General features: G+C 73.4%; 23 protein-coding genes. 16 read left to right on the top strand and 7 right to left on the bottom strand.

What is annotated here, in order from left to right; all coding sequences use genetic code 11:
• Positions 1–107 precede the first annotated feature (107 nt).
• A complete protein-coding gene (locus tag ACZ4SV_RS26315; protein ID WP_468007031.1) occupies positions 108–1346 on the top strand; it encodes a PP2C family protein-serine/threonine phosphatase in 1239 nt (412 codons plus the stop codon).
• Positions 1347–1424: 78 nt separating this feature from the next.
• On the opposite strand, the gene ACZ4SV_RS26310 is transcribed toward ACZ4SV_RS26315, so the two are convergent.
• Together ACZ4SV_RS26310 and ACZ4SV_RS26305 are read right to left on the bottom strand one after the other, a co-directional pair.
• A complete protein-coding gene (locus ACZ4SV_RS26310) occupies positions 1425–1592 on the bottom strand; it encodes a hypothetical protein (RefSeq protein ID WP_468006906.1) in 168 nt (55 codons plus the stop codon).
• A gap of 37 nt (positions 1593–1629) precedes the next feature.
• A complete protein-coding gene (locus tag ACZ4SV_RS26305) occupies positions 1630–1986 on the bottom strand; it encodes a PRC-barrel domain-containing protein (protein WP_283974520.1) in 357 nt (118 codons plus the stop codon).
• Between the two features lie 391 nt (positions 1987–2377).
• Here ACZ4SV_RS26305 and pcaDC point away from each other — a divergent pair, with 391 nt between their 5' ends.
• The 7 genes from pcaDC (at position 2378) to ACZ4SV_RS26270 (ending at position 8326) form a co-directional block, all read left to right on the top strand.
• The gene (gene pcaDC, locus ACZ4SV_RS26300; RefSeq protein WP_468006904.1) at positions 2378–3679 is read left to right on the top strand and encodes a bifunctional 3-oxoadipate enol-lactonase/4-carboxymuconolactone decarboxylase PcaDC; all 1302 of its coding nucleotides are present in this window, start codon (positions 2378–2380) and stop codon (positions 3677–3679) included.
• A 38-nt stretch (positions 3680–3717) separates the two neighbouring features.
• Entirely contained in the window at positions 3718–4353 is a 636-nt protein-coding gene (locus ACZ4SV_RS26295; protein WP_397968870.1) for an MBL fold metallo-hydrolase, read from the top strand.
• Between the two features lie 48 nt (positions 4354–4401).
• Positions 4402–5181, top strand: a complete 780-nt coding sequence (locus tag ACZ4SV_RS26290; RefSeq protein ID WP_365880007.1) for an exodeoxyribonuclease III — start codon at positions 4402–4404, stop codon at positions 5179–5181.
• A gap of 15 nt (positions 5182–5196) precedes the next feature.
• Positions 5197–5616 (top strand): DUF6278 family protein, encoded by a 420-nt coding sequence (locus ACZ4SV_RS26285; protein WP_468006901.1) that lies wholly within the window; start codon positions 5197–5199, stop codon positions 5614–5616.
• Between the two features lie 252 nt (positions 5617–5868).
• Complete coding sequence (locus ACZ4SV_RS26280) at positions 5869–6795, top strand: glutamate ABC transporter substrate-binding protein (protein ID WP_468006899.1); 927 nt, start codon at positions 5869–5871, stop codon at positions 6793–6795.
• Positions 6796–6806: 11 nt separating this feature from the next.
• Entirely contained in the window at positions 6807–7451 is a 645-nt protein-coding gene (locus ACZ4SV_RS26275; RefSeq protein ID WP_468006897.1) for an amino acid ABC transporter permease, read from the top strand.
• Positions 7448–8326 (top strand): amino acid ABC transporter permease, encoded by an 879-nt coding sequence (locus ACZ4SV_RS26270; protein ID WP_468006895.1) that lies wholly within the window; start codon positions 7448–7450, stop codon positions 8324–8326. The genes ACZ4SV_RS26275 and ACZ4SV_RS26270 overlap by 4 nt, the downstream gene beginning before the upstream one ends.
• A gap of 48 nt (positions 8327–8374) precedes the next feature.
• Here the strand turns inward: ACZ4SV_RS26270 and ACZ4SV_RS26265 are convergent, their stop codons facing one another.
• Positions 8375–9940, bottom strand: a complete 1566-nt coding sequence (locus tag ACZ4SV_RS26265; protein ID WP_468006893.1) for an alpha/beta fold hydrolase — start codon at positions 9938–9940, stop codon at positions 8375–8377.
• Between the two features lie 211 nt (positions 9941–10151).
• Between ACZ4SV_RS26265 and ggt the strand changes: the two genes are divergently transcribed.
• Positions 10152–11951: a gamma-glutamyltransferase gene (ggt, locus tag ACZ4SV_RS26260; RefSeq protein ID WP_468006891.1), complete on the top strand. Its 1800-nt coding sequence runs from the start codon at positions 10152–10154 to the stop codon at positions 11949–11951.
• A 9-nt stretch (positions 11952–11960) separates the two neighbouring features.
• Here the strand turns inward: ggt and ACZ4SV_RS26255 are convergent, their stop codons facing one another.
• Both ACZ4SV_RS26255 and map read right to left on the bottom strand, forming a co-directional pair.
• The gene (locus ACZ4SV_RS26255) at positions 11961–14540 is read right to left on the bottom strand and encodes an ATP-dependent Clp protease ATP-binding subunit (RefSeq protein WP_468006889.1); all 2580 of its coding nucleotides are present in this window, start codon (positions 14538–14540) and stop codon (positions 11961–11963) included.
• Between the two features lie 155 nt (positions 14541–14695).
• On the bottom strand, positions 14696–15472 hold the full coding sequence (gene map, locus ACZ4SV_RS26250) for a type I methionyl aminopeptidase (protein WP_365883654.1): 777 nt from the start codon (positions 15470–15472) through the stop codon (positions 14696–14698).
• Positions 15473–15549: 77 nt separating this feature from the next.
• Between map and ACZ4SV_RS26245 the strand changes: the two genes are divergently transcribed.
• The 6 genes from ACZ4SV_RS26245 to ACZ4SV_RS26220 all read left to right on the top strand — a co-directional run bounded on the left by ACZ4SV_RS26245 (position 15550) and on the right by ACZ4SV_RS26220 (position 22909).
• The gene (locus tag ACZ4SV_RS26245) at positions 15550–15801 is read left to right on the top strand and encodes a helix-turn-helix domain-containing protein (protein ID WP_365883653.1); all 252 of its coding nucleotides are present in this window, start codon (positions 15550–15552) and stop codon (positions 15799–15801) included.
• A gap of 1556 nt (positions 15802–17357) precedes the next feature.
• Positions 17358–18020 (top strand): hypothetical protein, encoded by a 663-nt coding sequence (locus ACZ4SV_RS26240; RefSeq protein ID WP_468006886.1) that lies wholly within the window; start codon positions 17358–17360, stop codon positions 18018–18020.
• 159 nt (positions 18021–18179) lie between these two features.
• Positions 18180–19022: a nitrilase-related carbon-nitrogen hydrolase gene (locus ACZ4SV_RS26235; RefSeq protein WP_365883238.1), complete on the top strand. Its 843-nt coding sequence runs from the start codon at positions 18180–18182 to the stop codon at positions 19020–19022.
• 29 nt (positions 19023–19051) lie between these two features.
• Positions 19052–20302 carry an aspartate aminotransferase family protein gene (locus tag ACZ4SV_RS26230; RefSeq protein WP_397938933.1) on the top strand — a complete coding sequence of 417 codons (1251 nt, stop codon included), beginning with the start codon at positions 19052–19054 and terminating at the stop codon, positions 20300–20302.
• 112 nt (positions 20303–20414) lie between these two features.
• On the top strand, positions 20415–21854 hold the full coding sequence (gene hydA / locus ACZ4SV_RS26225; RefSeq protein WP_468006884.1) for a dihydropyrimidinase: 1440 nt from the start codon (positions 20415–20417) through the stop codon (positions 21852–21854).
• Between the two features lie 11 nt (positions 21855–21865).
• Positions 21866–22909: a TIGR03842 family LLM class F420-dependent oxidoreductase gene (locus ACZ4SV_RS26220; protein ID WP_468006882.1), complete on the top strand. Its 1044-nt coding sequence runs from the start codon at positions 21866–21868 to the stop codon at positions 22907–22909.
• 69 nt (positions 22910–22978) lie between these two features.
• Here the strand turns inward: ACZ4SV_RS26220 and ACZ4SV_RS26215 are convergent, their stop codons facing one another.
• Positions 22979–23647 (bottom strand): hypothetical protein, encoded by a 669-nt coding sequence (locus tag ACZ4SV_RS26215; protein ID WP_468006880.1) that lies wholly within the window; start codon positions 23645–23647, stop codon positions 22979–22981.
• Positions 23648–23841: 194 nt separating this feature from the next.
• Complete coding sequence (locus ACZ4SV_RS26210) at positions 23842–24906, bottom strand: lipoate--protein ligase family protein (RefSeq protein WP_468006878.1); 1065 nt, start codon at positions 24904–24906, stop codon at positions 23842–23844.
• Between the two features lie 250 nt (positions 24907–25156).
• Here ACZ4SV_RS26210 and ACZ4SV_RS26205 point away from each other — a divergent pair, with 250 nt between their 5' ends.
• Positions 25157–26344 (top strand): carboxylate-amine ligase, encoded by a 1188-nt coding sequence (locus ACZ4SV_RS26205; protein ID WP_468006876.1) that lies wholly within the window; start codon positions 25157–25159, stop codon positions 26342–26344.
• The last annotated feature ends 132 nt before the right edge of the window (positions 26345–26476 follow it).

Genomic DNA, 26476 nt, shown 5'->3' with positions numbered 1-26476 from the left:
TGAGCAGTAGCGAGCAGCGAGGAGTCACCGTGACCGTGCGCGGGCCTGACGAGGACGGTGGGCTGACCACCCGTACTCCCGCGAACGGGGGTGGCCGGGGCAGGGCGATAACCTTGGCGGAGACTCTGGCTGCAGCGGAGTCCGCGGCACCTGTGGAGTCGCTCGACGTGGTCGCGGGCATGCTCAAGGAGCGCCTCGGGGCCGCTTCGGTGTCGTTCCTCATCACCGACTTCACCGGTAGCTCGGTCGTACGGTTGGGGGCCGCGGGCAGCATCGATACCGATGAACCCGCCCGGCGCATCATGCTGCGGGGCACGCTGTACGACGACGTGATCCGTACCCAGCGGCCGAGCATGGAGGACAAGGGGGAGGGCGCGCTGGTGCGGATCGTCGCCCCGGTGACCAACCGCGGGGACGCCATCGGGCTCCTCGAACTCTTCCTGCCCGCGACGCCGGACGCGGAGGTGATGCGGGAGATCGGCGAGACCGCGCACGCCCTGGCATACATCGTCATCGCGAATCGGTCGTTCACTGACGTGTACCAGTGGGGTCGCCGCACCAAGCCGCTGAGCCTGGCAGCGGAGATCCAGCACCGGTTGCTCCCGGCGTCGCTGGCGTGCGAGGCGGCGCAGTTCGCGGTGGCCGGAGCGCTGGAGCCGGCCGACCACGTCGGGGGAGACACCTTCGACTACGTGATCGACCGGAACACCGTCCAGCTCTCCGTCACCGATGCCATGGGGCACGATGTCGCTGCCGCGCTGCTGGCCACGCTTGCGGTGGGCGCCTTGCGCCGGGCCCGGCGGGCCAGCGGCGACCTCGCCGAACAGGCCCGCCAGGCCGACCAGGCCATGCGCGAGCACGGCCACAAGGGCTACGTCACCGGCCAGCTCCTGCGCATCAGCCTGGTCGACGGCACGACCGAGTTCGTCAACGCCGGGCACCCCTGGCCGCTGCGGATGCGGGACGGCCAGGTGCGGGAGATCTCTCCGAAGATCGATATGCCGTTCGGTTTCCAGGTCCCTCATACCTACCGGGTCCAGTCGCTGAACCTGCTGCCGGGCGACCGGCTGGTGATGCTGACCGACGGCATGCTGGAGGGCAACGCCAACAGCGTCGATCTGTCCGACCTGATCGTGCGCACTCGCGATCTGCATCCCCGTGAGGCTGCCCGCACCCTCATCGCGGCGATCGTCGACGCCAACCACGGCCACCTGCAGGACGACGCGACCGTCATGTGCCTGGACTGGCACGGCGTCGGCCACTCCGCGCGGGACGCCGACACCGGCGCCAACCTCTCCGACGCCTCCGCCCCGTCGCGGACGGGGCGGACGACTCCTGGGCGATGACTCGACGACTGCTCCGTCACCACGCTACGTCCGGTCCCCGGGCGGGCGGCCCGTGGGGGCGCTTGCCCGGGGACCGCGTCACCGGGGGAGGCGCCTGCGGCGGCGGCCCAGGCGTAGGCCGAGGAGGACGAGGTCGGCGACCAGAACCACCACGCCGATGATCAAAAGGTAGAACAGGCCCTTCGCCACCACACCGATGATGCCGAGCACGATGGCCACAATGAGCAGCAGGAGGAAGAGAGCCATTGGTGTCACCTCATGGTGGGGGACGCTGGTGAGGACATCAGCGACGGGCGAGGCGACGTTCGCCGCCCGCACCCGTTCGGTAGGCGAGCTCGTAGTGCGCGAAGACTGTCTTCTCGTCCTCCGCGAGCAGTTCGCCGTCCGTGCCGATCGAGGGCGCTTCCTTGACCTGCTTCTTGTCGTAGGCGACCTTCAGATAACCGGGACCGACCGTCGCGTCGCCGAGAGGGACGAACACCAGCCGGTGCCGGGTCGGCAGGCCGACCGTCACCGTCGCGAACGCGGGCTGGTCTGTGGCCGTGTCGACATAGACCGCCTCCAGGACGCCGATCTTGTGCCGCTCGTGGTCGACCACGTCGTGGCCTCGCCATTCCCTGATGTCTTGCGCCTCGAACACGGAGCCCCCTCTGGTCAGCTGAAGACCGCTGTCGTCTTCCTCTCGCTCCTCCCTCCTTACCTGCCTACGGAGCGTCACACCCTGGAGAGCAGCCAACTTCAGGGCGGGGGGGAGCCGGTCGAGCGTTCCTCATGCCGATCCCTGGGGACGGCACTACACGCTTTGCTGCAAACCGGACTGTCGGGAAGCCGGAGTTCAGAGGCCAGGCCAGAGACCGGGAGGGTGCGCGAGCCGGGAGGACGCGCTGTCCCCACGGTCAGGCGTGCACACCGAAGAACTCGTACGTGGACCCGCGAGTCTCCGCAGTGCCGGGCGTGCCGCCCTCCGAGGGGCAAGCCGCCAGGTCGCCCTGGCCGTGTGGGATCTCCTGAGACGTGAGAGGGTCTGGGGCGTGAGTGAGACACCACCGAACACCCTGCAATACCGCTTCGACGGGCCCGAAGACGCTCCGGTCCTGCTCTTGGGTCCCTCACTGGGTACCACATGGCACATGTGGGACCGTCAGGTGCCGGAGCTGGCCGGGCAGTGGCGGGTCTTCCGGTTCGATCTGCCCGGGCACGGCGGCGCCCCCGCGCATCCCGCCGGCTCCGTCGCCGACCTCACCGCCCGGCTGCTGGCCACGCTGGACGCGCTCGGCGTGCAGCGCTTCGGCTACGCGGGCTGCGCGCTGGGCGGCGCCATCGGCATCGAGCTGGCCCTGCGCCACCCCGAGCGGCTCGCCTCGCTGGCGCTGGTCGCGGCCTCGCCCCGGTTCGGCACCCCCGACGAGTTCCGCCAGCGCGGGGTGGTGGTCCGGACCAACGGGCTCGACCCGATCGCCCGGACCGCGCCCGACCGCTGGTTCACCGGCGGGTTCGCCGCCGCGCAGCCCGCGATCACCGAGTGGGCCGTGCAGATGGTCCGCACCACCGACCCGGGCTGCTACATCGCCGCCTGCGAGGCCCTGGCCGGCTTCGACGTACGGCCCGAGCTGGGCCGGGTCGGCGTGCCGACGCTGGTGCTGGTCGGCTCCGACGACCAGGTCACCGGCCCCGCCGAGGCCCGCACCCTGGTCGCCGGCATCCCGGACGCCCGGCTCGCGGTCGTCCCCGGCGCCTCCCACCTGGTGCCGGTCGAGCAGCCCGCCGCCGTCACCGACCTGCTCGTCCACCACTTCTCCACCGCCTGGCAGCAGCCCTTCGACACCGGCCAGACCGCCCTGCCGGCCGCCGCCCCCGCCTCCGCCGCCGTGCCCGCCCAGGCCGCGCCGCCGCAGCCCGCCCCGGTCGCCGAGATCGCCCCGGCGGCCGTACCGGCACAGCCCGGCGTGCAGCCCGACCGGTACGCGACCGGGCTGAAGATCCGCCGCGAGGTGCTCGGCGACGCGCACGTGGACCGGACCCTGGAGGAGGCCGGCCCGTTCTCCGGGGACTTCCAGGAGTTCGTCACCCGCTACGCCTGGGGCGAGATCTGGGACCGGCCGGGCCTGGACCGCCGCACCCGCAGCTGTGTCGCGCTGACCGCGCTGGCCGCCGGCGGCCACCTGGAGGAGCTGGCCGCGCACACCCGGGCCGCCCTGCGCAACGGGCTGACCCCGGCCGAGATCGCCGAGGTGCTGCTCCAGACGGCCGTCTACTGCGGGGCGCCCGCCGCGAGCAGCGCGTTCCGGGTGGCCCAGCAGGTCATCCAGGAGGAGACCACGCCCGCCGGGTAGCGCCCCGGGAGGCGGCCGCAGGCGTCAGGATGGGAGCCATGAAGCTCACGAAGAAGTCCCACGCCTGCGTCCGCCTCGACAAGGAGGGACGGACGCTCGTCATCGACCCGGGCGGGTTCTCCGAGGAGGACGCGGCGCTCGGCGCGGACGCCGTCCTGGTCACGCACGAGCACCCGGACCACTTCGACGAGTCCCGGCTGCGGGCCGCCCTGGAGGACAACCCGGCCGCGGAGATCTGGACGCTGAAGTCGGTCGCCGAGCGGATCGCGGCCGCCTTCCCGGGCCGGGTGCACACCGTCGGCCACGGCGACACCTTCACCGCCGCCGGCTTCGACGTGCAGGTGCACGGCGAGCTGCACGCGGTGATCCACCCGGACCTGCCGCGCGTCACCAACGTCGGCTATCTGATCGACGACGGCAAGGTCTTCCACCCCGGCGACGCCCTGACCGTGCCCGGCCGGCCGGTGGAGACGCTGATGGTGCCGGTGATGGCTCCCTGGAACAAGATCGCCGAGGTCATCGACTACGTCCGCGAGGTCGGCCCGCGGCGGGCCTACGACGTCCACGACGCCCTGCTCACCGACCTCGCCCGGCCGATCTACGACGGTCACCTCGGCCGCCTGGGCGGCACCGACCACCGGCGGCTCGCGCCCGGCGCGTCGGCGGAGGTCTGAGACGGCGGGGGAGCGGTGTTGTCGGTGGTGCCGGGTAGGTTGTGAGACATGCGCATCGCCACCTGGAACGTGAACTCGATCACCGCCCGCCTGCCGCGCCTGCTGGCCTGGCTGGAGAGCAGCGGCACCGACGTGCTCTGCCTCCAGGAGGCCAAGGTCGCGGAGGAGCAGTTCCCGTCCGGCCAGCTGCGCGAGCTGGGGTACGAGTCGGCGGTGCACGCCACCGGCCGGTGGAACGGCGTGGCGGTGCTCTCCCGGGTCGGTCTGGAGGACGTGGTCAAGGGCCTGCCCGGCGACCCGGGGTACGAGGGCGTGACCGAGCCGCGCGCCGTCTCGGCGACCTGCGGCCCGGTCCGCGTCTGGTCGGTGTACGTGCCGAACGGCCGCGAGGTCGGCCACCCGCACTACGCGTACAAGCTCCAGTGGTTCGAGGCTCTGAAGGCCGCCGTGCACGGCGACGCCCAGGGCGCCCGCCCGTTCGCGGTCCTGGGGGACTACAACGTGGCGCCGGCCGACGAGGACGTCCACGACCCGGCGGCCTTCGAGGGCTCCACCCACGTCACGCCCGCCGAGCGCGCCGCGCTCGCCTCCCTGCGCGAGGCGGGTCTGAGCGACGTGGTGCCCCGCCCGCTGAAGTACGACCGGCCGTTCACGTACTGGGACTACCGCCAGCTCTGCTTCCCGAAGAACCGCGGCATGCGCATCGACCTGGTGTACGGCAACGAGCCGTTCGCGCGGGCCGTGAAGGACGCCTACGTCGACCGCGAGGAGCGCAAGGGCAAGGGGGCCTCCGACCACGCGCCGGTGGTGGTCGACCTGGACGTGTGATGCCACGCTGGGTCCATGCACCTTCCGTTCCTGGGCCCCCGGCACAAGAAGAACGGTGACGCGGCCGCCCTCGCCGACCCCGGGGCGGTCGCCGGGCTGCTGGCCGAGTGCGAGCTGCTGCGCTCGCAGGCGGCCCGGGCGGGCGTCCGCCTGGACGACACCCCGGCCTCCCTGGAGGCCCTGGACCAGATGGTCCCGCGCTGGCGGGACGACCCCGAGACGCTGCCCTGGCTGGGCCACGACGCCGGGCTGTACCTGGGCACGGTCGTGGTGCGCACGGTGCCCGGCGCCGGCTGGCGGATCCGGTCCGACGGCGAACCCGTCGTACGGCTCGCCTCCGGCCGCACGGTCGAGGTGGTGCCGGCCGGACAGGAGTGGGCCGCGACCGGCGCCCCCGGCCTGTCCCCGCTGTACGCCGGGATCGCCGAGACCTGAGCCCGGCCACGACCCCCGGGCCCCCGCTGACGTAAATACGGCTAATGCCCGGCAGGTGCGTGTCGTCCCTCAACTGCGCTGCCCGCCGGATAGGTTGCGGCGATCACGACACAGCCGAAACCGAGCGGGGCCGCGGAGGGCCGTCGATCCGTCGACCGGACCGCGGGACCTCACCACGTACTGCGGCGAGCCGCATGTCCCGAGGGACTTCCTCGCCGGGATCCTCGCGCACGGACCGGGGGACCGCGACCCATGTGCCCTACCACCCGGGCGCGCCGGGCCCTGTGCGCCGCCCTCGCCTGCCTGCTCGCCGCCGGCCTCGCCGCCGCCTGCGGCAAGGAGGGCAGCCCACCCGGCAAGGGCCCGGCACCCGAGCGGCTGCCGCACTACCGGGTGGCGCGGGACGTCCGCCTGCCCGCCTCCCCGACCTGGACGCGGGCGAAGCGGCGCGGCCACCTCGTCGTCGGCGTCAAGGAGGACCAGCCCTACCTCGGCGAGAAGGACCCGGCCACCGGCACCTACTCCGGGTTCGACATCGAGATCGCCAAGATGATGTCCGCCTCCCTCGGCTTCCCGCCGCGGTCCGTCCGCTTCCGCACGATCGCCTCCGCCAACCGCGAAACCGCCCTGCAGAACGGCCAGATCGACCTGTACGTCGGCACCTACACCATCAACGCGGGCCGCGCGAAGCTGGTCGGCTTCGCCGGCCCCTACTACCTGGCCGGGCAGTCGCTGCTCGTCCGCCGCGCCGAGGACGACATCCACGGCCCCGGCGACCTGGCCGGCAGACGCGTCTGCTCGGCGGCCGGCTCCACGCCCTACCAGCGCCTCAAGACCGACTACCCGAAGGCGGTCCTGGTGGCCTACGACACCTACTCGGTCTGCGTCGACAACCTCCTCACCTACCAGGTCGACGCGGTCACCACCGACGACGCCATCCTGATCGGCTACGCGGCCAAGGCCCCCCGCGAACTCAAGGTCGTCGGCAGACCGTTCTCCGAGGAGCCCTACGGCATCGGCGTCCCGCGCGGTGACACCGCCCTGCGCCTCGCCCTCGACGACGCCCTGCGGGCGCGCGAGCGCGACGGCGACTGGAAGAAGGCGTACGACGCCACGCTCGGCCTCTCCGGAGTCCCCGCGCCCCACCCGCCCGCCATCGACCGCCACCCGGCGAGCTGACCGAGGACGGCATGCACGTACTGACAGACAACTTCGCGCTCTACGGCGAGGGCTTCCTCGGCACCCTCGAACTCACCGTGTACGCCTCCGTGCTGGCCCTCGTGCTGGGCTTCCTGACGGCGGCCTTCCGGGTGGCGCCCGTCGGCTCGCTGCGCGCCTTCGGCACCATGTGGGTCACCGTGCTGCGCAACACCCCGCTCACCCTGCTGTTCTTCGCCGTGCTGCTCGGCCTGCCCCGGTTCGGACTCGTCCTGCCCTTCGAGGTGTTCGCCGTCCTCGCGCTCGGCTGCTACACCTCGGCGTTCGTCTGCGAGGCGCTGCGCTCCGGCATCAACACCGTGCCCGCCGGGCAGGGCGAGGCCGCCCGCAGCCTCGGCATGACCTTCGGGCAGACCCTGTCGCTGATCGTGCTGCCGCAGGCCTTCCGGGCCGTGATCCCGCCCGTCGGCTCCGCCCTCATCGCGCTCGCCAAGAACTCCGCCATCGCGGGCGCGTTCAGCGTCACCGAGCTGCTCGGCACCTACAAGACGCTCAACGAACTCGGCTACGACGTCGTCTGGTCCTTCGTCTGGATCGCCCTCGGCTATCTGGTGCTCACGCTCGCCATCAGCGCCCTGTTCCACGCGCTGGAGCGCAGGTGGGGAGTCGTCCGGTGAGCGGGCCCGGCGCGCTCTACGACCTCCCGGGCCCGCGCGCCCGGCGCCGGCACGCCCGCTACGGCGCGCTGTCCGCCGCGGTGCTCCTCGCGCTGTCCGCGTGGGTCCTGTACCTCCTGTTCGCCAGCGGCCAGTTCACCACCGTCAAGTGGCGGCCGTTCGCCTACCAGGGCATCCAGGAGCTGCTGCTGCGCGGCCTCGGCAACACCCTGAAGGCGTTCGCCGTCGCGGCCGTCCTCTCCCTCGCCCTCGGCGGGCTGCTGGCCACCGGCCGGCTCTCGGACCACCGGCCGGTCCGCGCCCTCGCCACGCTCGTGGTGGAGTTCTTCCGCGCCATGCCCGTCCTGGTGATGATCTTCTTCATCTTCGTGGCGCTGAAGGTGCAGCCGCTGCCCGCGCTGGTCGCCGGACTCACCCTCTACAACGGCTCGGTGCTCGCCGAGGTCTTCCGCTCCGGTGTGCACGCCGTCGAACGCGGCCAGCGGGAGGCCGCGTTCGCCCTCGGCATGCGCAAGACGCAGGTCATGACGTACGTCCTGGCACCGCAGGCGGTGCGTGCCATGCTGCCCGCCGTCATCAGCCAACTGGTGGTCGCGCTGAAGGACACCTCGCTCGGCTTTCTCATCACCTACGAGGAGTTCCTCCATGCCGGGAAACTCATCGCCTCCAACCTCGACTACGATTTGCCGTTCATCCCCGTGGTGATGGTGATCTCGCCGATCTACATCGGGATGTGCATGCTGCTCTCGTGGTGCGCCGGCCGGGTGTCCCGCCGTGAGCAGCAAAGCCCCAAGACCGGGGCCGTGGCGGTCGCCACGGCCGGCCCTGGGGCGCTGCTGCCGGGCGGGGAGCCTCCCATGGCCCCGAAACCGTGAGGGGGCGGCAGTTCACACGGGCCAGGCTCGTCCGGCGGCAGCCGGAGATCACTGCTCGCGGAGCGGGACGGACACGTACGACGGGTCGTCCCCGGGCGAGGAGAAGGTCAGCTGCGCGCCGGACGGGTTGTGCTCGGCGTAGAGCGGGTCGACGGTGTCGACGACCAGCGCCAGGCGGTGCCCGGCGGGGACGTCGTAGGCCGTGGCGAACAGGTCCAGGTCGACGCCGAACGGCTCGCCCGGCGTCCGCCCGTGCCAGGTGAGCGGCGCGTGGGTGACCAGCCTGCCGGTGCCGAGCGGGCCCACGTCGTACAGGTAGGCGAAGAGGGTGCCGCTCTCCGCGGTCGGGGTGAGCGTGGTGTGCAGGCGGGCCGTGCCGCGCACCCGCTGGACCCCGGCGTAGCGCTCCGACTGCCACACGGCCGCCCAGCGGCGCGGCAGCAGCGGCAGCGAGGCGACGGGCGGGAGCCGGACGGCCTGGTCCAGGATGCCGGTGAGGAAGACGACGCCGCCGTCCGCGCCGGAGTCGACGTTCGTGTGGACGGTGGCGGAGCCGGCGAGCGCCAGCTTCCGGCGGGTCGCGGCGACCGACTTCCAGTCCGGATAGCTCTCGTACTCGCCGGTGCCACGGGTCTTCAGCCGGACGGGCTGCTCGCGGTCGACGCCGTTGTCCTCGCCCTTGAGGTAGTGGTCGAACCAGCGCCCGGTGTCCGTCCACACGTCGTTGGGCAGCCCGAACAGGCCGGTCAGCTCGGCGGTGGCGTGGTCGCCGGGGCGTAGCTGGAGCCGCTTGGGGACGGTGAGCTTCTCGTAGAAGGAGGCGTACTGGTTGGCCGGGAAGATGCTGTCGCCCCAGGCGTTGGCGAGCATGACCGCGGGGCCGTTCTTGTTGAGCTGGTCGGCGTAGGTGGTGACGGAACGTTTCCGCCCCCAGTCGATCATCTCCTGTTCCTTGTCCAGGTCGGACGAGTAGAGGTTGTCGAAGATCGCGCGCAGCTCGGGGCTCTCGCGGCCGGTGAGGGCGGCCGCGCCGTCCAGCACGGCCACCGCCTGGAGGTGCTGGGTGCGGCCCGAGTAGACGGAGTCGATCAGGTCGGCCCAGCCACTCAGCGCGGCCACGGCCTTGACGCGCGGGTCCCGCGCGGCGGTCAGCAGACTGATCCCGGCGCCGTACGACACCCCGGCCATGCCGATGTGCCGCGGGTCGGCGGGGGTGTGGGCGAGGGCCCAGTCGATGACCCGGGAGGCGTCCGCGGTGTCGGGCGGACCGGCCACCTCGATCCGGCCGCCGGACTGCCAGAAGCCGCGCACGTTGTAGGCGAGCACCACATAGCCGGAATCGGCCAGCTTCCGGGCCTGGGCGAGATACTCCACCTGGGGCAGGGCCCAGCTCGTGGGCAGCACGACGAGCGGATAGGCGCGCGTGCCGTCGGCGCCCCCGGGCGTGAGGACGTTGGCCTTCAGCACGGTGCCGCCGTCCCCGGCGATGTCGACGAAGCGGATGTCCGGGGCGGCCTGCGCGGCAGGTGCCAGGCCCACGACGGTTCCCGCGACCAGTGCCGCCGACACCGCTGCGGCGGCCGCGGTGCGCAGCGCGGCGCGACCAGGTCCCATGAGTCACTCCCTCACTCGTGTCCGTGCAAAGTGACCCGACGGTAACCGGGCGCGTTTACCGCAAGTAACCCGTCGGTAAGTTACGTACCGGTAAAGATTGTTCACGTACCCGTGTGCGTTCGGTGACGTGGTGTGGCCGGGCACCTCGGCGTACTGTCGGTACAGCGCCGATCTGGTTACGCTGCGCGGACTGTCCCGACGGGAGGTACGCATGGGTCGCCCAGGCAAGCGGAAACTGGTGGGTCTGGCGGTTTCGGCCGCCGTGGTGTCGGTGGGTGCGGCGCCACCCGCCGCGCCGGAGGGCGGGCCGGCCGCCAAGACACCGGTGGCCGTCGGGTACGGCGGAGCCGTGGCCAGCGTCGATGCCGACGCCTCCGCCGCCGGCATCGAGGTGCTCAAGCACGGCGGCAACGCGGTGGACGCGGCCGTCGCCACCGCCGCGGCCCTCGGCGTCACCGAGCCCTACTCCGCCGGTGTCGGCGGCGGCGGGTACTTCGTCTACTACGACGCCCGCACCCGCACCGTGCACACCATCGACGGCCGCGAGACCGCGCCGCTCGCCGCGGACGAGGGCCTGTTCACCGAGAACGGCAAGCCGCTGCCGTTCGCCGACGCGGTCACCAGCGGCCTGAGCGTCGGCACCCCGGGCACCCCCGCCACCTGGCAGAAGGCGCTGGACCAGTGGGGCAGCAAGCGGCTGGACACCGTGCTGCGGCCGGCCGAGCGCATAGCCCGCGACGGTTTCACGGTGGACGACACCTTCCGCGCGCAGACCGCGTCCAACGAGACCCGGTTCCGCTACTTCCCGGACACCGTGAAGCTGTTCCTGCCGGGCGGCCGGCTCCCCGTCGTCGGCTCCACCCTGAAGAACCCCGAACTCGCCCGCACCTACGAGCAACTGGGCCGCGAGGGCGTCGGCGCCCTGTACCACGGGGACATCGGCGACGACATCGTCAAGACCGTCGAACACCCGCCCGTGGACCCGGCCTCCGGCTGGAAGGCCCGGCCCGGCAAGCTGGCCGAGAAGGACCTCGCGGTCTACCAGGCCAAGGCACAGGCCCCGACCAGGACGTCGTACCGCGGTCTGAACGTGTACTCCATCGCACCGTCCTCCTCCGGTGGCACCACGGTCGGCGAGGCCCTGAACATCCTGGAGAACACCGACCTGTCGAAGGCGAGCCAGACGCAGTACCTGCACCGCTACATCGAGGCCAGCCGCATCGCCTTCGCCGACCGCGGACGCTGGGTCGGCGACCCGGCCTTCGAGTCGGTGCCGACCCGGGAGCTGCTGTCCCAGCGGTTCGCCGACTCGCGCGCCTGCCTCATCAAGGACGACGCGGTCCTCACCAGCCCGCTCGCCCCGGGCGACCCGCGCCACCCCGCGGCCTGCGGCACGGGCGGCACGGCGGCCCCGACGACCTACGAGGGCGAGAACACCACCCATCTGACCGTGGCCGACAAGTGGGGCAACGTCGTCGCCTACACGCTCACCATCGAGCAGACCGGCGGCAGCGGCATCACCGTGCCGGGCCGGGGCTTCCTGCTCAACAACGAGCTGACCGACTTCTCCTTCGCCCCGGCCAACCCGGCCGTCCACGACCCGAACCTGCCCGGACCGGGCAAGCGCCCGCGCTCCTCGATCTCCCCGACGATCGTCCTGGACCGGAACAACAGGCCCGTCGTCGCGCTCGGTTCGCCGGGCGGCGCCACCATCATCACCACGGTCCTGCAGACCCTGACCGGGTTCCTCGACCGGGGGCTGCCCCTGGTCGACGCCATCGCCGCACCGCGCGCCAGCCAGCGCAACGCGGCCCGGACCGAACTCGAACCCGGGCTGTACGACAGCGCGCTGCGGGGCCGGCTGGAGGCCCTCGGGCACTTCTTCAGCCTGAACCCCGAGATCGGCGCCGCCACCGGCGTACAGCGGCTGCCGAACGGCGCGTGGCTGGCCGCCGCGGAGAAGGTACGGCGCGGCGGCGGCTCGGCGATGGTGGTGCGCCCGGAGCGGTAGCGGGCGGGGTCATCCCTCCGCTGCGGGCGGCGGGGCTTCGCCGGGTGTTCCGCCCGGTGAGGCCCCGGGTGTCCCGGCGGGTGCTTCCCCGGTGCGGAAGTCCAGCCGCCCGTCCCGCACGTCCACCGTCACCCGGCCGCCCGCGGCGATCGTGCCGTTCAGCAGCAGCCGGGACAGCCGGTTGTCCACCTCGCGCTGGATGGTGCGGCGCAGCGGCCGGGCGCCGTACTCGGGCTGGTAGCCGCGCTCGGCCAGCCAGTCCACGGCCGCGTCGGTGAACTCCACGCCGACGCCCTGCCCGTCCAGCAGCCGCCGTGTGTCCTCCAGCAGCAGATCGGTGATCCGCCGCAACTGGTCGCCCGTCAGCTGCCGGAAGACCACGATCTCGTCGATCCGGTTGAGGAACTCCGGCCGGAAGTGCTCGCGCAGCGGCCGCAGGATCCGCTCGCGCCGCGCCTCCTCGTCGGCCTCCGTGCCGCCCGGCCCGAACCCGATCCCGCCACCGCGCCGGGTGATCGCCTCCGAACCCAGGTTGCTGGTCATCACGATGACCGTGTTGGTGAAGTCCACCGTCCGGCCCTGCGAGTCGGTGAGCCGGCCGTCGTCCAGGACCTGGAGCAGGATGTTGAAGACGTCCGGGTGGGCCTTCTCCACCTCGTCCAGCAGGAGCAGCGAGTACGGGTGCCTGCGCACCACCTCGGTCAGCTGCCCGGCCTCCTCGTGGCCGACGTACCCGGGCGGCGCGCCCACCAGCCGGGAGACGGTGTGCCGCTCCTGGTACTCGCTCATGTCCAGCCGGACCATCCGGTCCTCGCTGCCGAACAGCGCCTCCGCCAGCGCCCGGGCCAGCTCGGTCTTGCCGACGCCGGTCGGGCCGAGGAAGAGGAAGCTGCCGATCGGCCGGCGGGGGCTCGCCAGGCCCGCCCGGGAGCGCAGCACCGCCTCGGAGACCACGGCGACCGCCTCCTCCTGGCCGACCACCCGCTGGTGCAGGTGCTCCTCCAGGCCGAGCAGCCGTTCCTTCTCCTCCTGGGTCAGCCGGCTGACCGGGATGCCGGTCTGCCGGGACACCACCTCGGCGATGGCCTCCGCCGTCACCTCCAGCTGGCCCTCGTCGGCCTTCCCCTCGTCGCTGGCCGCCGCGATCCGCTGCTTCAGCTCGGTGATCCGGTCGCGCAACTGCTTGGCCTCTTCGTAGTCCTCGTCCGCGACCGCCTGGTCCTTGTCCCGGACCAGTTGTTCCACCTCGCGCTCCATGGCGCGGACGTCCGTGCCCTTCGTCCGGGCCCCGAGCCGCACCCGCGCGCCCGCCTGGTCGATCAGGTCGATCGCCTTGTCGGGCAGCCGGCGGTCGGTGAGATACCGGTCCGACAGCTCGACGGCGGCGACCAGCGCCTCGTCGGTGTACTGGACCTGGTGGTGGGCCTCGTACCGGTCGCGCAGCCCGCGCAGGATCTCGATCGTGTCCCCGACCGTCGGCTCGGGCACCAGCACCGGCTGGAACCGGCGTGCCAGCGCCGCGTCCTTCTCGATCCGGCGGAACTCCTCCAGCGTGGTGGCGCCCACGATGTGCAGTTCGCCCCGGGCGAGCGCCGGCTTGAGGATGTTCCCGGCGTCCAGCGCGCCGCCCTCGCCGCCGGACCCGGCGCCGACGACGGTGTGCAGCTCGTCGATGAACACGACCAGTTGGCCGGAGTGGGCGCGGATCTCCTCCACGATGGTGTTCAGGCGCTCCTCGAAGTCGCCCCGGTAACGGGTGCCGGCCACCACGCCGGTCAGGTCCAGGGCGACCACCCGGCGCCCGGCCAGCACGTCCGGCACGTCCCCGTCGGCGATCCGCTGCGCCAGCCCCTCGACGATCGCCGTCTTGCCGACGCCCGCGTCGCCGATCAGCACCGGGTTGTTCTTGCCGCGCCGCGACAGCACCTCGATGGTCTGCTCGATCTCCGTGTCCCGGCCGATCACCGGGTCGACACGGCCCTGCCGGGCCAGGTCGGTCAGATCCCGGCCGTACTTGTCCAGGGTGGGCGTGCCGGTGGGCCGCTGCCGCTCCGGGCGGGGCTGGGCGCCGTCCGGGGCCTCCGGCGGCAGGGCGCGCGGCGCGAACCGGGCCGCGTGCAGGATGTGCCCGGCCGCCGAGTCCGGATTGGCGGCCAGCGCGCTCAGCACGTGCTCCGGGCCGATGTATCCGGCGCCGCTGGAGCGCGCCATGTCGTGCGCGTCCAGCAGGGCCCGCTTGACGGCCGGGGTCAGGGACAGCGAGGTCGGCGGCGGTGTCTCGCCCGGCGGATGCAGCACCGGGCCCGTCCGGTCGTCGATCTCGGACGCGAGCGAGTCCGGGTCCGCGCCGGCCCGGGTCAGCAGGCTGCGGGTGGGCTCCGTCGACACGGCCGCGCGCAGCAGGTGCTGGGTGTCCAGATCGCGGCTGCCGTGTTCGGCGGCGTACTGGGCGGCTCCTCTGACCAGCTCCCGGGCCGGCTGGCTGAGCAGCCGGCCGATGTCGATGTGACGCGGGGCTCCGCCGCCCGCCCCGCTGAAGAAGCGGGCCAGGAAATCACCGAAAGGGTCAGGAGGGTAGCCGTTGGTCATGGCGTGGGTTCCTTCGCTGACGACACGCGGAGCGGCCGGGTAACCCGGGGGCGGGTGGCTCATGCCCACCTTGTCACGATCCGTTGGGGCGAGCATGTCCGCTTACACGGTGGTATGCCCCTCCTGAACCCTTCGGTGAGCTTACGATCCGTTTCTCAGGAGGCTTCCCGCGCCGTCAGGATCACCGGTCCGTCCGCCGTGATCGCCACGGTGTGCTCGGCGTGGGCCGCCCGGGAGCCGTCGGGCGTGCACAGGGTCCAGCCGTCGTCCGCCGTGCGGTAGTCGTCCCGGCCGCTCGCGATCAGCATCGGCTCGATCGCCAGGACCATCCCCGGGCGCAGCGGGAAGCCGCGGCCCGGCCGGCCCTCGTTCGGGACGTCCGGTTCCTCGTGCATACGGCGGCCCACGCCGTGGCCGCCGAAGTCCTGCGGGACGCCGTAGCCGGCGCCGCGGCAGATCCGGCCGACGGCGTGCGAGATGTCGCCGACGCGGTTGCCGGGCACGGCCGCCGCGATGCCCGCGGCGAGCGCCCGCTCCGCGGTCTCGATCAGCCGCAGGTCCGCGGGGCGGGGCCGGCCCACCGTGAAGCTGACGGCCGAGTCGCCGACCCAGCCGTCCAGCTCGGCGCCGCAGTCCACGGAGAGCAGATCGCCGTCGCGGAGCCGGTACCGGGTCGGGATGCCGTGCACGATCGCGTCGTTCACCGAGGCGCAGATGACCGCGGGGAAGGGGGTCTCGGCGAAGGAGGGGCGGTAGCCGAGGAAGGGCGAGGACGCGCCCGCCTCGCGCAGCACCTCCCGGGCCACCTCGTCCAGCTCCAGCAGCGACACTCCGACGCGTGCGGCCTTCCGCACCGCGGTCAGGGCCCGCCCGACGACTTCTCCCGCCCCGCGCATCGCCTCGATCGACGTGGGGGTCTTCAGTTCCACCATGCCAATTACTATACCGGTATTTAAATTGGGTGACGACCGGGCGTGGGACGGACGCGGGGGCGGGGCAGAATGGGGGCATGGTGCGGACCCCTCTCACTCCCGAAGAGCACGAGCGCGGCGAACGGCTCGGGCGGCTGCTGCGCGAGGCCCGCGGCGAACGGAGCATGGCCGACGTCGCCGCCGAGGCGGGCGTCTCGGCCGAGACGCTCCGCAAGATCGAGACGGGACGGGCGCCGACACCGGCGCTCTTCACCGTCGCCGCGCTGGCGGGCGCCCTCGGTCTGTCCCTGGACGACCTCGTGGCCCGGTGCGCCCTCGTCCCCGTCTGAGCGGTTCGCGCGCTGCCGGAAAACCGTCCGTAGCAAGCCCGTAACACCTCTGGTGTTGCCTACCGGCCAGACACGGGGAGTCGGGCGGGAGCTGGGCGATGTCGGTGGGTCAACGGCCCGATGGGGTACGGGAGTTCGCGAGCTATCTGTCCGCCCTGCTGGACCGCCTCGATCCGCGCGGCGGCTGGAGCGGGGTCTTCTGGCGGCGCGATCCCGCGGGGATGAGCGCCTGCCTGGACGGGCGTGAGGTGCCGCCGTGGGACGTGGTGGAGGCGCTGCTGGACGACCTCGGCGCCGGGTACGGGGCCGCCGTCGCGGCGGCCGAGCGGGACCGGGCCGGCGCGCTGTACACCGCCGCGGTCCACGCGTACGACGCCCGGCCCGGCGCCCGGGCCGTCCTCGCGGGCCGGCTCGACACCCTGCTCGGCGAGCGGCGCCACGCGGCGGAACGCCAGGCCGAACTGAGCCGCCGCCTCTCGGCACCGGTGTCCGCGGAGCGGGCCGAGTCGCTGCGCCTGGACCTCGCCTGGGCCCACGACGACCTCCGGCGCGCCACGGCCCGCTGCGCGGACCTCCACGCACGCCTCACCGCCCTGGACCACCGCCCGCCACGAAGCACGGCGGCCCCGGCCGCATCCACCGGCACCGGCCGCCCCCTCCCGGCACCACCGGAGGCCGCGGAACGCGAGGAATGGCCCACGTGGACACCGGGGGACGGCGGGGGCGCGCCGGGGGCCGGTGGCGCGGGCGCGGCTTCCGGGGCGGTGACGGGGGTCGGCGATGCGGGCGCGGGTACGGCTTCCAGGGCGCCGGCGGCCGGGAGTGGTCCGGGGGCGGCTGCTGGGGCGGCCTGGGCCGGTGCCGACGCGGCTTCTGCGGTGGTACGACGCGGGGATGGCCCGGGTACGGCTTCCTGGGCGGGCTGGGGCGGTGCCGGCACGGCTTCCGCGGCGGTGGGACGCGGGGGCGGTCCGCGGGCGGCTTCCGGGGCGGCGGGTCGCGGGGATGGCCCGGGGGCGGGCACTGCGGTGGCAGGCGCAGGTGGTGTGGGTGCGGTTTCTGTGCCGGTGCCGGGCGGGGCTGGTTCGGGGGCGGTTTCTGGAACGGGCTGGGGCGGTGCCGATACGGCTGCTGGGGCGGTGGGACGCGGCGCTGGTCCGGGGTCGGCTTCTGTGCCGGTGGTGTCCTCCGTTCCGCCCGGCGGCGGTGCGGGCGGGCCCCGCGACGGTCAGGCCGGGTCCCGTAGCGACGGGGGGCGGTTCCTTGACGACACGGTCCGGTCCCGTGGCGACGGGGTCCCGTCCCCTGGCGACGCGGGCCGGTCCCGTGGCGACGCGGGCCGGTCCCGTGGTGACGGGGTCCGGGACCGTGGTGACGGGGTCCGGTCCCGTGGTGACGGGGTCCGGGACCGTGGTGACGGGGTCCCGCCCCATGGCGACGCGGGCCCGTCCCATGGTGACGGGGGTCGGTCCCGTGGTGGCGGCGGCGGTCCCCGTAAGCGGCGGCGGGGCAGTGCGCGGTTTGCCGGGGGTGTGGACGGGGGCGGGGAGCCGGTGGTGCCGGTGGTCGGTGGGCCGGACGCCGGGGCCGGCAGCGGTACGCCGCGAGGTGCCCGGTTCGCCCGGGAACCGGTGGCGCCGGACGCCGGGCGCGGCGAGGCCGCCGTGCCCGAGGCGCCGGCCGCGGCCGGGGAGGCCGGCGCGGTGGTCGCCGGCATCGTGCGGCGGCTGGCCCGGCTGCGGGCCGAGGGGCGGTCCGGGGAGGCACACGTGCTGCTGGTGGAGGCCGCCTCGTGGCCCGCCGGCCGGCTGCCGGCGCTCGCGGACGCCCTGCACCGGGCCGGACTCGGCGCCGACTGGGCCACGCTGCTGTGGGAGGCCGCCGCCCTGCCCGCCGAGCGGCTGACCGCCGCCGCCGACGCGCTCACCGCGGCCGGCCGGGACGAGGACGGCCGGCGGATGCTGCGGCACGGCGTCGCGCGGCCGGCCGAGCAGATCGGCGCGGCCGTGCTGCGGCTGGCCGACGCGGGCCGGCACCGGGAGGCGCGGAGCCTGCTGGACGCCTGCGTGCGGGCCCGTACCGCCGAGGAGGCCGCCCGGTGCGCCGCCCCCGATCCCCGGCGCCTGGTGCCGCCGCTGCTGGACGCCGCGCTCGGTGTCTCCGGCGAGCGGCACCGGGACCTCGTGCACGCGCTGCGCGTCGCCGGACACGCCCCCTGAGCTAAGCCGGTCCGCTCACCCACCGGAGTGTGAAACATGATCGACCCAGCGGGTTGACGACGATGGTCTTGGCAAGGGCCGCCCGGAGGCTTAGTTTCGTGCCTCTACGGCCTGCTCTACGGGCGTAGAGGCTCTGACGTCGTGTCGAAGGAGCAGCTCATGGCCCATGTCGTCCGCGCCGCCCTGGTCCAGGCCACCTGGACCGGCGACACCGAGTCCATGATCGCGAAGCACGAGGAGCACGCCCGCGAGGCGGCCCGCCGGGGCGCGCGCATCATCGGATTCCAGGAAGTCTTCAACGCGCCCTACTTCTGCCAGGTGCAGGAGCCGGAACACTACCGCTGGGCCGAACCCGTGCCCGACGGCCCGACCGTGCAACGGATGCGCGACCTCGCCCGGGAGACCGGCATGGTGATCGTCGTCCCGGTCTTCGAGGTCGAGCAGTCCGGCTTCTACTACAACACCGCCGCCGTGATCGACGCCGACGGCACCGTGCTCGGCAAGTACCGCAAGCACCACATCCCGCAGGTCAAGGGCTTCTGGGAGAAGTACTACTTCAAGCCCGGCAACCTGGGCTGGCCCGTCTTCGACACGGCCGTCGGCAAGGTCGGCGTCTACATCTGCTACGACCGGCACTTCCCGGAGGGCTGGCGGCAACTCGGCCTGAACGGGGCCCAGCTCGTCTACAACCCGTCCGCCACCCACCGCGGCCTGTCCGCCCACCTGTGGCAGCTCGAACAGCCCGCCGCGGCCGTCGCCAACGAGTACTTCGTCGCCGCGATCAACCGGGTCGGACAGGAGGAGTACGGCGACAACGACTTCTACGGGACGTCGTACTTCGTCGACCCGCGCGGACGCTTCGTCGGCGAGCCGGCCGGTGACAAGACCGAGGAACTCCTCGTCCGCGACCTCGACTTCGACCTCATCGAGGAAGTGCGGCAGCAGTGGGCCTTCTACCGCGACCGCCGCCCCGACGCCTACGAAGGGCTGGTGCAGCCGTGACCGACCTGTACTCCCGGCACCGCCGGGTCATGCCCGACTGGCTCGCCCTCTACTACGACGACCCGATCGAGATCACCCACGGCGAGGGCCGTCACGTCTGGGACTCCGCCGGCCGCAGGTACCTGGACTTCTTCGGCGGCATCCTCACCACGATGACCGCGCACGCGCTGCCCGAGGTGACCAAGGCGGTCGCCGAGCAGGCCGGCCGGATCGTCCACTCCTCGACCCTCTACCTCAACCGGCCGATGGTCGAACTCGCCGAGCGGGTCGCCGCGTTGAGCGGCATCCCGAACGCCCGGGTGTTCTTCACCACCTCCGGCACCGAGGCCAACGACACGGCCCTGCTGCTCGCCACCGCCTACCGGCGCAGCAACACCGTGCTGGCCCTGCGCAACAGCTACCACGGCCGCTCCTTCAGCGCGGTCGGCATCACCGGCAACCGCGGCTGGTCCCCGACCTCGCTGTCCCCGCTCCAGACCCTGTACGTGCACGGCGGGGTGCGCACCCGGGGGCCGTTCGCCGGTCTCGACGACCGCGCGTTCACCGACGCCTGCGTCGCCGACCTGAAGGACGTGCTCGGCCACACCCGGGCGCCGGCCGCGCTGATCGCCGAACCCGTGCAGGGCGTCGGCGGGTTCACCTCGCCGCCCGACGGACTGCTCGCGGCCTTCCGCGACGTGCTCGCCGCCCAGGGCATCCTGTGGATCAGCGACGAGGTGCAGACCGGCTGGGGCCGTACCGGCGACCACTTCTGGGGCTGGCAGGCCCACGCCCGCAGCGGCCCGCCGGACATCCTCACCTTCGCCAAGGGCATCGGCAACGGCATGTCCATCGGCGGGGTGGTCGCCCGGGCCGAGATCATGAACTGCCTGGACGCCCAGAGCATCTCCACCTTCGGCGGCACCCAGATCACCATGGCCGCGGGCCTGGCCAACCTCACCTACCTCCTCGAACACGACCTCCAGGGCAACGCCCGGCGGGTCGGCGGGCTGCTCATCGAGCGGCTGCGGTCGGCCACCGCCGGGCTGCCCGGGGTGCGGGAGGTGCGCGGCCGCGGGCTGATGATCGGCGTCGAACTGGTCCGGCCCGGCACGGACGAGGCCGACCCGCAGGCCGCCGCCGCCGTGCTGGAGGCGGCACGCCACAACGGGCTGCTCATCGGCAAGGGCGGCGGCCACGACTCCAGCGCCCTGCGGATCGCCCCGCCGCTGTCGCTGACCGTCGCCGAGGCCGAGGAGGGCGCGGCGATCCTCGAAGAAGCGCTCCGGAGCCCGTACTAGACCCTCCGGGCGCCGCCCGTACGCGGCCCGCCCGCAGACCCTCCGGGCGCCGCCCGTCCGCGGCACCCTCACGCGCCGCCCGTGCGCGGCGCCCGTCCCGGCAGGAGGACCCATGACCGGTCGTACCGTCATCCGCGGGGGTCTCGTCATCACCGCGTCCGACGAGATCCACGCCGACGTCCTGATCGAGGACGGCCGTATCGCCGCCCTCGCCGCCTCCGGCACCCCCGCGGCCGCCGCGTTCACCGCCGGGCCGGGCGGGCAGGGGGCGGCCGGGGCCGGAGGGTGGCGGGTCATCGACGCCACCGGCAAGTACGTCATCCCGGGCGGTGTCGACGCCCACACCCACATGGAGCTGCCGTTCGGCGGCACCTTCGCCTCCGACACCTTCGAGACCGGCACCCGGGCCGCCGCCTGGGGCGGTACGACGACCATCGTGGACTTCGCGGTGCAGAGCGTCGGCCACACCCTGCGCGAGGGCCTGGACGCCTGGCACGCCAAGGCCGAGGGCAACTGCGCGATCGACTACGCCTTCCACATGATCGTCTCCGATGTGCACGAGGAGACGCTGAACGAGATGGACCTGCTGGTCGAGGAAGGAGTGACCAGCTTCAAACAGTTCATGGCCTATCCGGGGGTGTTCTACTCCGACGACGGCCAGATCCTGCGCGCCATGCAGCGCGCCGCCGGGAACGGCGGGCTGATCATGATGCACGCGGAGAACGGCATCGCGATCGACGTGCTGGTCGAACAGGCGCTGGCCCGGGGCGAGACCGGCCCCCGCCACCACGGCGAGGTGCGCAAGGCCCTGCTGGAGGCCGAGGCCACCCACCGCGCCATCAGGCTGGCCCAGGTCGCCGGCGCTCCGCTGTACGTCGTGCACGTCTCGGCGGCGGAGGCGGTGGCCGAACTGGCCCGCGCCCGGGACGAGGGCCTGCCCGTCTTCGGCGAGACCTGCCCGCAGTACCTGTTCCTGTCCACCGACAACCTGGCCGAGCCGGACTTCGAAGGCGCCAAGTACGTGTGCTCGACACCGCTGCGGCCCCGGGAGCACCAGGCCCGGCTGTGGCGGGGGCTGCGCACCGACGACCTCCAGGTCGTCTCCACCGACCACTGCCCGTTCTGCTTCACCGGCCAGAAGGAACTCGGCCGGGGCGACTTCTCCAAGATCCCCAACGGCCTGCCGGGCGTGGAGAACCGCATGGACCTGCTCCACCAGGCCGTCGTGGACGGGCACATCTCGCGCCGCCGCTGGATCGAGATCGCCTGCGCCGCCCCGGCCCGCATGTTCGGCCTCTACCCGAAGAAGGGCACCCTCGCGCCGGGCGCCGACGCCGACGTCGTCGTCTACGACCCACACGCCGAGCAGGTGATCTCCGCGTCCACCCACCACATGAACGTCGACTACTCGGCGTACGAGGGCCGGCGCGTCACCGGCCGCGTCGAGACGGTCCTGTCGCGCGGCGAACCCGTCATCGACCGGCGGGAGTACACCGGACACGCCGGCCACGGCGTCTACACCCCGCGCTCCACCTGTCAGTACCTGAACTAGGAGCGGCGACCATGGACTTCGGACTCGTCCTGCAGACCGACCCGCCCGCCTCCCGCGTCGTCAGCCTGATGAAGCGGGCCGAGCGCAACGGCTTCCGCTACGGCTGGACCTTCGACTCCGCCGTGCTCTGGCAGGAGCCGTTCGTGATCTACAGCCAGATCCTGGCCAACACGCGGAGGCTGAAGGTCGGGACGATGGTCACCAACCCGGGCACCCGCGCCTGGGAGGTCACCGCCTCCGCCTTCGCCACGCTCAACGACATGTTCGGCAACCGCACCGTGTGCGGCATCGGCCGGGGCGACTCCGCGCTGCGCGTGGCCGGCCGCAAGCCCCACACCCTGGCCCGCATCAGCGAGGCCATGAAGGTCATCCGGGCACTCGGCAGCGGCGGGGAGGCCGACCTCGGCGGCACGACGATCCGGTTCCCCTGGATCAAGGAGGGCGCCGAACTGCCCGTCTGGATGGCCGCGTACGGCCCGAAGGCGCTGAAGATGGCCGGCGAGGAGGCCGACGGGTTCATCCTCCAGCTCGCCGACCTGTACCTGACCGAGTCCATGGTGCGGACCGTCCGGGACGCGGCGGCCGCCGCCGGCCGGGACCCGTCCGAGGTGACGGTCTGCGTCGCCGCCCCGGCCTACGTCACCGCCGACGACTCGCCCGAGGCCCTCGCCCACGCCCGCGACCAGTGCCGCTGGTTCGGCGGCATGGTCGGCAACCACGTCGCCGACCTGGTCGCCCGGTACGGCGCCCACTCCGGCGAGGTCCCCGGGGAACTCACCGACTACATCGCGGCCCGGCAGGGCTACGACTACGCCCACCACGGACGCACCGGCAACCCGGACACCGCGTTCGTGCCCGACCGGATCGTGGACCGGTTCTGCGTCATCGGGCCGGTCGAGAAGCACATCGAGAAACTGACCGCGCTGCGCGCCCTGGGCGTCGACCAGTTCGCGGTGTACGACATGCACGACGCGCAGGAGGCGACGATCGACGCCTACGGCAGCCGGGTCATCCCCGCCGTCGGCGCCGGGACCCCGGGCCGGGCGGACCCATGACCGGCACCGCTTCCTCCGCCGGCCGCCCGGTCCCGGCGCCGTCCCCGCGCGCCGGCCGCGGCCGGGCGCTCAGCCCCGGCCGCCGTCCAGCGCGGCGACCGCGGACTTCGCCGCCTTGATGGCGCCCTTGTTGATCTCGTCCGTCGAGGGAGCCCGCCGGGTCTCGAAGTCGCTGCCGCTGTAGGTGACGACGACCAGCGCGTTGGCGGCGCGGACCAGCACCACGCCCTCGCAGGTCTGCTGCCCGTCCTCCGTGGTGAGGCCGACGACGGAGTACGCGCTGTCCCCGAGCCCCGGGACGGCACCGCCGCCGCCGCGCTCCGCGACCCGCTGGTCGTACTCCCTGCGCGCCTCCTGCGCGGAACCGCCGATCTCGAACGACACGTCCAGCCAGCGGTAGTCGTAGCCGTCGAGGGCGTTCCAGGAGCAGGTGCGGCGCAGGCTGGTGTCCGTCGACGGGATCTCCTTGCCGGCCGTCCCGGCGCCCGGCACCAGGGTCTTCAGGGTGGCCGCGGGCACGCTGGAGCACGGGGCGGGCGCGGTGGTGTAGGCGTTCGCCGCGGCGGCCGGCGCCGGGTCCGCGGCGGCGGAGGGACCGGCGGGCGTGTGCCGGGCGCTCTGGTGGCCGGCGGCGGGCGGGGCGGCCGGGCCGGACGTCAGCGCCCAGCCGGCGCAGGCGAGCACCGCGACCGGCGACAGGCGCGCGGTGAGAGCGAGCGGCAGAGGAAGGGAACGCACGGCGCACTTCTCAAGGGGGGAGCGGGCGGGGAGGGGTCCGCGGGGCGGACGGGGTAGGACAGTGTCACATGACCGCCTGTGAGCGGAAGGGCCGACGCGGTCCGTGTCCGGCCGCTCACGACGCGCGGAACGCGGTGCACCACTTTGCCCCCGTCCGCCCCGCCGGCCCCGCCGCGCGCGTCCCTGCCCGGCGGCTACGGCACTCGCGCCGTCCACTCCGGAGAGGCGAACTTGGTGCGCGCCAGTTCCTCGGCCCGGGACAGCTCCGCGTCGCCGACCCCGCCCCGGGTCAGGCCGTAGCGCGCGCGGAAGGACTCGATCATCCGGTCGATGACCGCCTCGCGCGCCAGCCCCGTCTGCCGCCGCAGCGGATCGACCCGCTTCTTCGCGCTGCGCGTGCCCTTGTCGGACAGCTTCTCCCGCCCGATCCGCAGCACCTCCACCATCTTGTCGGCGTCGATGTCGTACGACATCGTCACGTGGTGCAGCACCGCGCCCGGGCCGCCGCCGGGGCCGACGATCCGCTTCTGCGCCGCGCCCGCGATCTTGCCCTGGTCGGTGGCGATGTCGTTCAGCGGCTGGTACCACGCCCGGATGCCCATGTCGCCGAGGGCGCCCAGCACCCAGTCGTCCAGATAGGCGTAGCTGTCCTGGAAGGACAGGCCCTGCACGAGGGACTCGGGCACCGACAGCGAGTAGGTGATCGTGTTGCCGGGCTCCACGAACATCGCGCCGCCGCCGGAGATCCGCCGCACCACCTCGATGCCGTGCCGCGCGGCGCCCTCGGGGTCCACCTCGTTGCGCAGCGACTGGAAACTGCCGATGATCACCGCCGGGGCGCCCCACTCCCACACCCGCAGCGTCGGCGGGCGCCGGCCCGCGGCCACCTCGGCGGTCAGCACCTCGTCCAGCGCCATGTGCAGGGCCGGCGGCTGGGGGCCCTCGTGGACCAACTGCCAGTCGTAGTCGGTCCAGTCCGTGGCGCGGGCCAGCGCGCGGCGCACCGCGATGCCGACGCCCTCCGAGGTCAGGCCGTACATCACCGTGCCCGCGGGCAGCGCCGCGTCGATCCGCGCGGCCAGCCCCGCCGCGTCGGTGTCCGCGGGGGCGCCCTCCAGCGCGCCGTCCACCGCGTCCAGCGCCTCGTCCGGTTCCAGGAAGAAGTCGCCCGCCACGCGCACGTGCCGCAGCGCGCCGTCCTCGACCTCCACATCGACGACGACCAGCTTGCCGCCGGGCACCTTGTACTCACCGTGCACTGTCAGGGCCTCCGTTCCTGCCGCAGAGATCAACGTCCGCCCCGGCCGCCGTGTTCCCGGCACCCCTGACGGCGCACGGGACGCGCTCCTTCTGGCGCTCATCTGTGAGGTGTCGCTCTCCGGAGAGCGCCCGTGCTTATTAATGAGCCGGGTGGGAAGTCGGAGGTGCACAGCCCGCCCGCGGTGGACCGGCGGGCGGGTCGATCCCCGGGTGAGGCAGTCAGCGTCCGCCCGTCACCAGAGGAGTACCGTGACCGTTCGCATCGGAGTGGAAGAGGAATTCCACATCGTCGAGGTGGAGACGGGCCTGCTCGCGCCGCGAGCCGACAGCATGCTGGAGAAGCTCCCCGCACAGACCTTCACGACCGAGATGCAGCAGGCGACCATCGAGTCCAACAGCGGGGTGCACGACTCCCTCGCCGGCCTGTACGACGATGTGCTCGGTGCCAGACGGCGGCTCGACGCCGCGGCCGGCGCCCAGGGCCTGGCCGTGGTGGCGGCCGGCACCGTGCCGCTGGCCCGCACCCAGGACACCCGCCCGACCGCCGGGCGCCGCTATCGCCACATGGTCGACGAATACCGCATGATCGCCGACGAGCAGCTGATCTGCGGCACCCACGTCCACGTCGACATGCCCGACCGCGACCTGGCCGTGCGCGTCATGTGCGAGGTGTCCCCGTGGCTGCACGTCCTGCTGGCCCTGTCCGCCAGTTCCCCCTACTGGCTCGGCGCCGACACCGGCTACGCGAGCTGGCGGACCATGGTGTGGCAGCGCTGGCCCACCGCGGGCCCGCCGGGCTGCTACGCCGACGCCGCCGAGTACGACGCGGACGTGCGGTGCCTGATCGACTCCGGGGTCATCAGCGACGCCAAGATGATCTACCACGACATCCGGCCGTCCGCCCACCAGCAGACCCTGGAACTGCGCATCTGCGACGCCTGCCCCCGCGCGGAGACGGTCGTGCTGATCGCCGGGCTCTACCGCGCGCTGGTCACCGAGGCCCGCGAGCGGCTGGAGACGACGGACGCGCCCGCCTGCCCGGGCCGGCACGAATGGCTGCGCGCCGCCGCCTGGCGGGCCGCCCGGTCCGGACTGGAAGGCGCCCTGATCGATCCCGTGACCCGGCACGAGGCACCCGCGGCCCAGGTCGTCCGGCGCCTGCTGGAGCGGGTGCGCCCGGCGCTCGAGGCCGCCGGTGACTGGCACACGGTCCGCGAACTCGCCCAGCGGGCGCTCGCGGCCGGCAGCGCCGCCCACCGCATGCGCCTCGCCGCCGAGGCGGACGACCTGCTCGCCTGCACGGACCTGGCCATCGCGGAGACCCGGGGCGACGCCCAGCCGCGCCGCCGGCCCGCCGCCCCGGCCCGCCGTCTCGCCCCGGAGCGCCCCGTCGCCTACCCCTCCGGCGCCGGCCGGACCGGGTTCGCCGGCCGCTGAGCCGCCCGGGATCCCGGCACCGCCCGTCCCGCACCCGCCAGAGCCCCTGCCCACCCCCGTCCCGAAGGAGAAGCACCACCGTGTCCATCAGTTCCGGCCACATACCGCTGGGCGGCCCGCCGCCCGCCTCGC

This window comes from Streptomyces sp. NPDC027672, from assembly GCF_055566335.1.
This window is presented reverse-complemented; position numbering and strand designations above follow the sequence as displayed.

Bases quoted from the DNA above. Each gene is read 5' to 3' on its own strand.
- ACZ4SV_RS26235 (WP_365883238.1), top strand. From the start codon at position 18,180: ATGGCCCATGTCGTCCGCGCCGCCCTGGTCCAGGCCACCTGGACCGGC.
- hydA (WP_468006884.1), top strand. From the start codon at position 20,415: ATGACCGGTCGTACCGTCATCCGCGGGGGTCTCGTCATCACCGCGTCC.
- ACZ4SV_RS26285 (WP_468006901.1), top strand. From the start codon at position 5,197: ATGCACCTTCCGTTCCTGGGCCCCCGGCACAAGAAGAACGGTGACGCG.
- ACZ4SV_RS26265 (WP_468006893.1), bottom strand. From the start codon at position 9,940: ATGGGACCTGGTCGCGCCGCGCTGCGCACCGCGGCCGCCGCAGCGGTG.
- ACZ4SV_RS26280 (WP_468006899.1), top strand. From the start codon at position 5,869: ATGTGCCCTACCACCCGGGCGCGCCGGGCCCTGTGCGCCGCCCTCGCC.
- ACZ4SV_RS26230 (WP_397938933.1), top strand. From the start codon at position 19,052: ATGCCCGACTGGCTCGCCCTCTACTACGACGACCCGATCGAGATCACC.
- ACZ4SV_RS26275 (WP_468006897.1), top strand. From the start codon at position 6,807: ATGCACGTACTGACAGACAACTTCGCGCTCTACGGCGAGGGCTTCCTC.
- map (WP_365883654.1), bottom strand. From the start codon at position 15,472: ATGGTGGAACTGAAGACCCCCACGTCGATCGAGGCGATGCGCGGGGCG.
- ACZ4SV_RS26255 (WP_468006889.1), bottom strand. From the start codon at position 14,540: ATGACCAACGGCTACCCTCCTGACCCTTTCGGTGATTTCCTGGCCCGC.
- ggt (WP_468006891.1), top strand. From the start codon at position 10,152: ATGGGTCGCCCAGGCAAGCGGAAACTGGTGGGTCTGGCGGTTTCGGCC.
- ACZ4SV_RS26220 (WP_468006882.1), top strand. From the start codon at position 21,866: ATGGACTTCGGACTCGTCCTGCAGACCGACCCGCCCGCCTCCCGCGTC.
- ACZ4SV_RS26290 (WP_365880007.1), top strand. From the start codon at position 4,402: ATGCGCATCGCCACCTGGAACGTGAACTCGATCACCGCCCGCCTGCCG.
- ACZ4SV_RS26295 (WP_397968870.1), top strand. From the start codon at position 3,718: ATGAAGCTCACGAAGAAGTCCCACGCCTGCGTCCGCCTCGACAAGGAG.
- ACZ4SV_RS26310 (WP_468006906.1), bottom strand. From the start codon at position 1,592: ATGGCTCTCTTCCTCCTGCTGCTCATTGTGGCCATCGTGCTCGGCATC.
- ACZ4SV_RS26245 (WP_365883653.1), top strand. From the start codon at position 15,550: ATGGTGCGGACCCCTCTCACTCCCGAAGAGCACGAGCGCGGCGAACGG.